Annotated in this window: 5 protein-coding genes and 1 pseudogene; 2 read left to right on the plus strand and 4 right to left on the minus strand. The window is 66.7% G+C overall.

The window, feature by feature from the left end; all coding sequences use genetic code 11:
* The 4 genes and pseudogenes from VN419_RS10280 to VN419_RS10295 all read right to left on the minus strand — a co-directional run.
* Positions 1-573: pseudogene (locus tag VN419_RS10280) on the minus strand (hypothetical protein); the annotation flags it as partial.
* Positions 574-582: 9 nt separating this feature from the next.
* The gene (locus tag VN419_RS10285) at positions 583-1,077 is read right to left on the minus strand and encodes a hypothetical protein (RefSeq protein WP_325647139.1); all 495 of its coding nucleotides are present in this window, start codon (positions 1,075-1,077) and stop codon (positions 583-585) included.
* Positions 1,074-1,538 carry a hypothetical protein gene (locus VN419_RS10290; RefSeq protein WP_325647140.1) on the minus strand — a complete coding sequence of 155 codons (465 nt, stop codon included), beginning with the start codon at positions 1,536-1,538 and terminating at the stop codon, positions 1,074-1,076. The genes VN419_RS10285 and VN419_RS10290 overlap by 4 nt, the downstream gene beginning before the upstream one ends.
* A gap of 524 nt (positions 1,539-2,062) precedes the next feature.
* On the minus strand, positions 2,063-3,355 hold the full coding sequence (locus VN419_RS10295) for a serine hydrolase (protein WP_325647141.1): 1,293 nt from the start codon (positions 3,353-3,355) through the stop codon (positions 2,063-2,065).
* 399 nt (positions 3,356-3,754) lie between these two features.
* Here VN419_RS10295 and VN419_RS10300 point away from each other — a divergent pair, with 399 nt between their 5' ends.
* Complete coding sequence (locus VN419_RS10300; protein ID WP_325647142.1) at positions 3,755-4,105, plus strand: response regulator; 351 nt, start codon at positions 3,755-3,757, stop codon at positions 4,103-4,105.
* Positions 4,102-4,680 carry a hypothetical protein gene (locus VN419_RS10305; protein ID WP_325647143.1) on the plus strand — a complete coding sequence of 193 codons (579 nt, stop codon included), beginning with the start codon at positions 4,102-4,104 and terminating at the stop codon, positions 4,678-4,680. Before VN419_RS10300 ends, VN419_RS10305 begins: the two co-directional genes overlap by 4 nt.
* Positions 4,681-4,861: the final 181 nt, after the last annotated feature.

Genomic DNA, 4,861 nt, shown 5'->3' on the forward strand with positions numbered 1-4,861 from the left:
CTCCTTCGGCGTGGCGGCGAAGACCAGGCGGTCCTCGTGCAGGCAGCACAGGGCGGGCCAATTGCCCTCACTCCAGGCCTCCGGCCGGGAGGTGAAGCTCAGCTCGGCCAGTTCGAAGCCGCCTTCGGCCTTGCGCGAGAGCTTGCGCGGCGCGACCTGGGGATGGCACAGGATCAGGCTGTAGCGGTCCTGCACAAAACGCAGGCCGTCCAGATGCGTCTCCTTGTACGGCGTCTCCAGGCGCAGCGCAGCGCCGGAGGCATCGAGCGCCAGTCCTCCGGCCGTGAAGAAGCGCAGCACCCCGGAACCGGCGGCGTCTTCCGCGAATTCCAGAACCCAGGCCGCGCCGTCGGAGTCCTCATACGGCACGAGCAGGGATTTGCCCGCGTGCCGCGCGGCATCGGCCACGTAGCGCATGCCGCTTCTGCGCGTCACGCCGCCATGGGGCTGGGCCAGGAAGTTTTCCAGACACTGGCAGCCGTTGAAGTACTTGGACACGTCCACGCGGCCCGCTAGGCGCGGCGAAAGTTCGCCGGACGTGAAGTTGGTCAAAAGCACGGGTACGAGCGACATGCGGGCCTCCTAGCGGTCCAAGTACGACGGGGTGCGGGCCTCGCCCAGCTGCCCGCCCAGGCGCAGCAGCGAGTTGAGCCCGCCGGAGCGGCTGCCCGAGGAACGGCCCGAAAGACGGATGCTCTGGGCCTGCTCCGCGCCGGAATCGAGCAGGCTCTGCACCCGCAGGGCGGAATCGCCCATGACCCTGTTCACCCGCTCCTCGCCCTGGTCCTCCAGGGACGTCAGGTTCAAAAGCGAGCTGCCCGACAGGGTCAGGCCCGAATTGGCCGCCGCCACACGGGCCCTGGCGTTGCGGTGCTGGTTCTCTTCGCGCAGATCTTCCACCTTCTCGCGCGCGGTGCGCATCTCGGCCTCGGCCTGCCTGCGCGACTGCGCCTCCACGGCCTGGGCGCGGGTCTCGGCCAGGTCGCTGCCGCTTGCGCCGCCCTTGCCACTGTCGGAGAGCACCGAACCCAACATCTGCGTCCCGGTCCTCACGGCCATGGGCATAACTTTGTTCACGCCTTCCATCCGAAAAACCTCCCGTAAAGTAGGTATGTTGCCTGGTCAGGACCGTAGCCGGGGCAGCGGCCCTCCAGGGTGAGACCAAGAAACATGGCGAAGCCTCTGGCCTGCTCGTCCGCCTCCCGCACATGGGCCTGCACCCGGTGGAAGCCGTGCTCCGCCCCCAGCCGCGACACGCACTGCCGGGCCTGCCGTGCAAAGGCCACGGACCAGCGCCCGGCCTCATCTCCGGTCCAGCACCACAGCTCGCCAGCGCCCGGCCAGAAGCGCACCACCCCGCCGCAGACCAGGGGCCAGTCCCCGGCAAACAGCGTCCAGGCAGGCCCGGCGGCCTCGTACCCCCGCGCCAGCTCGTCCACAGGACCCAGCCGCGAAAGGGTCGCATCCGCCTGGGGACGCAGGCGCAGGCCCGCCACATGGCGCACCTGGAACGGAACAAGACGCAGGGACTCGGACATGGGGACTCCTTCGCCCCGCCGCACGCGGGGTCACAAAATGAGGCTGTGCGGGCCTTGCCCGGCATGGAGCGCATTATAGGGCCGTGTTTCCGGGCCGGACAAAATGGGCAGGCTTTTGGCCGGAGAAAGGACAAATTTAGCGGCTTGACAGGGCCAGGGAGGGAGAAGGGAAAGAGGAAAAGGGAGAATTCTTTTTGCGAGGGGCACGGGGCCCCTCGCGCTCCCCCAGGGCGCAGACCGCACACGGCAGGAATCCGTGTCCGGCTGCGCGGCGGGACCGGCGCGGAGCCACATAGCCAATAGGGCAGGGGGAAGGGCGTGCGATGAAGAGAAAATCGAGGGCGAGGGGGTAACCGCTTGAGTGGTCTGGGGGTGGTGAGCGGACCGGATGTGAAACGGAACGGCGCGAGAAATCAGGGTGCTGCGGCCAGGGCCCAGAAACACCACGGCCCGGATGCGGGGTGCGCGTCCGGGCCGGGTGGCGGGGGCTTAAGCCAAAAGGCCAGCCGTATGACGAGACTGGGCTATTCCTCGGTCACGGAGCCCCGGGTGAGCATCTTCTCGCGGGTCTTCTTGGCCGCGTCGACGCTGGCGTAGGGGCCGACCAGCACGCGGTACCACTTGCTGCCGCCCAGGTTGGTGGCCACCACCTTCACGGGCAGGCCCTTCTTCTCCAGGTGCTGCGCGCGGCGCTCGGCCTTCTGGCGCGACTGGAAGGAACTTTCCTGGATGGCGTAGGTGCTCTTGCCGGTCTTGCGCTGCACCAGCTCGCGGCTGGCGGGCTTGTCATCCGCCGCGTCGTTCGCGGGCTGGACAGCGGCCGAAGCGGCCGGAACACTCTGGTTGCGCACCTGACTGGCGCGCAGATCGGCCACCTGCTGGGCGGCCCTCAGGTCCGGATCGGTCTTGGGGGCGGTGCGCGCCAGGGAGCTGGGCAGCACGCCGCGGGTCTTCTGCTCCTCCAGAGTGGCCACAGCCTGGCCCTGGTTCAAACGCTGGAAGGCGATGTCGAGCAGCTTGCTCGTGGCGGCCGCCCGGGCGCCGGCGCTGCGCGCGCCCAGCACCACGGCCACGATGCGCGTTTCACCGCGCTTGGCCGTGACCACGTTGTTGTAGCCGGAAGCCCGCACGTATCCGGTTTTGAGCCCGTCCACGCCTTCATAGGTGTTCAGCAGGCGGTTGGCGTTGTGGTGATTGTGATTGTTGTGCACGTAGGTGGTCATGGAGTGGAAGGTCAGCGCCTGGGGAAAGCGGCGCAGATAGCTGGCGGAGAGCTTCAGCATGTCGCGCGCGGTGGTCACCTGGCCGTCGGCGGGCATGCCGTTGGGATTCTTGAACACCGTGTCGTTCATGCCCAGCTCATGAGCCTTGGCGTTCATGGCGGCCACGAAGGGGTGAAAATCCTCCCCTCCGGAAAGGTGCTGCGCCAGGGCCACGCAGGCGTCGTTGCCGCTGGCCACGGCGATGCCCTTCATCAGCTCGCGCACGATGACCCGCTCGCCGGGGCGAAGGTTCATGCGCGACCCGCCGGCCTGCGGCGCGTCGGAAGTCACCAGCACCGTGTCGGTGAGGGACAGGCGGTGCTCCTGGATGGCCTCGAAGGCCAGATACAGGGTGAGAACCTTGGTGAGCGAGGCCGGGGGAATCTGCTGGTCGGGATTTTGTTCGTAGAGGATGCGGCCGGTGGCCAGGTCCATGGCAATGGCGGACTTGGCTCCCAGTGCGCCGGGCACCTGCTGGTGCGCCGCCTGCACGGGTCTGGCCGCCAGCATGACGAGCAGCATGGTGAGAAAGAGGACTCTGCTTTTTTCGCGCATGGCTTTCCACGGGGTTTGAAGGTTCACAGCGCCCGCTTCAGGCATCACTTGGGCATAAAACAATAGCCCAGGAGCGGGCGGCCTGGCAAGCCCAGGCCCTGCAACCGGAAGATGGGATTGAGCCCCGCCCTCCGCGCGCGCAAACGGCCCTGGTCCTTCTTCGCCGGACCGCTGCAAATTGTTATAGTGATTCTTTAAGAAATGTCTAGGCATATTTTCTTCGCCCTGTCAATCAACATGCACACAAAGGTAGTCGATTATGCGTAGTGGAAAGCCGCTCCCTTGCTGGACATCGCCCCCTGGACCGGCTATCTTTGGGAGCAGTGGGGAAGACAGAAAAGCTTCAACCCCGGGAGTAACACGATGCTATCCTGCTCCGCCTTAGCGTGGCCACCGCGCGTGCTCATCGTCGAGGACGAAAGCATCATCGCCCTGGCCACCAAGTCCAACCTGAAACGCATGGGCTGCGAGGTGGTGGGCACCGCCGCCACCGGCCAGCAGGCCGTGGACTACGCCGTGCACAAGCGTCCGGACGTCGTCCTCATGGACATCATGCTTGAGGGCACCATGGACGGCATTGAGGCCGCCTCGCGCATCCGCGAGAAAAAACCCGACTTGCCTATCATCTACTGCACTGCCTACACCGACCCCGGCACCCGCGTGCTGGCCGCGCGCACCAATCCCACGGCCTTCATGTGCAAACCGCTGGATTACGAGATCCTCAAAGATCTCATCAACGACCTGCAATGAGCCCGCGCCTGCGCACCTTCGCCGCCCTGGCAACGCTGGGGTTCTTGCTGCTCGGTCCTGCGGGAGCCGCGGCCATGGGCGCAAAGCCCCTGGATACCCCGGCGAAAAACGCCACTGATGCGCCCGTACAGGCGGAGCAGCCCCTGGCCACGCGGGAGGAAGCCAAACAGGCGCAGGGCAAGCCCGGCCACGTGAAGCCGGACGACGCCGAGGCCTTGGCCCAGTATCAGACCTTACGGGAGTACTTCGAACGCCAGGCGGCGCTGGACGATCGTTTGCCGGATGTGTTCTCGCGCCGGGTGCGCCAGGAGGAAACCATGGCTTTCCTGGCCGCGCGGGAAACAGTGAACCGCCGGGGCCAGCTGGAGCGCTTCCGCGGGGCCAAGGTGGACTTGAGCGGCCTCACCTTCCGGCGCGTCACCGCCGACCCGGACCTTGCGCGCATCCAGGTAACCGGAAGCTATACCATAAGCATCCCCCCCCTGGTGGAAACCATGGAGGAGGACGCGCTGTTCGTGCTCTTGCCCGAGATGGGGCAGTGGAAGATTTTCGAACGCCGCGCGGGCTGGCGCTAGCCTAGCGAACTCAACGCATGCCCCCGCCCGCGAGCAGGGGCAGGGCTGCGGCGGGAGACAGTCCGCCCTCCTCCGCCATTTCCGGTCCTTCCGACTCTTCTGGCAAAGCGACGGCGAGCTCATCTTCCCGGCCAAGCAAACCGGCAGCCCCGGCACTCTCCGGCCCGGCCACCACCACGCG

Origin of the sequence: Humidesulfovibrio sp. (genome assembly GCF_035560995.1) — a bacterium.
In the GTDB taxonomy this organism is placed as follows: domain Bacteria; phylum Desulfobacterota; class Desulfovibrionia; order Desulfovibrionales; family Desulfovibrionaceae; genus Humidesulfovibrio.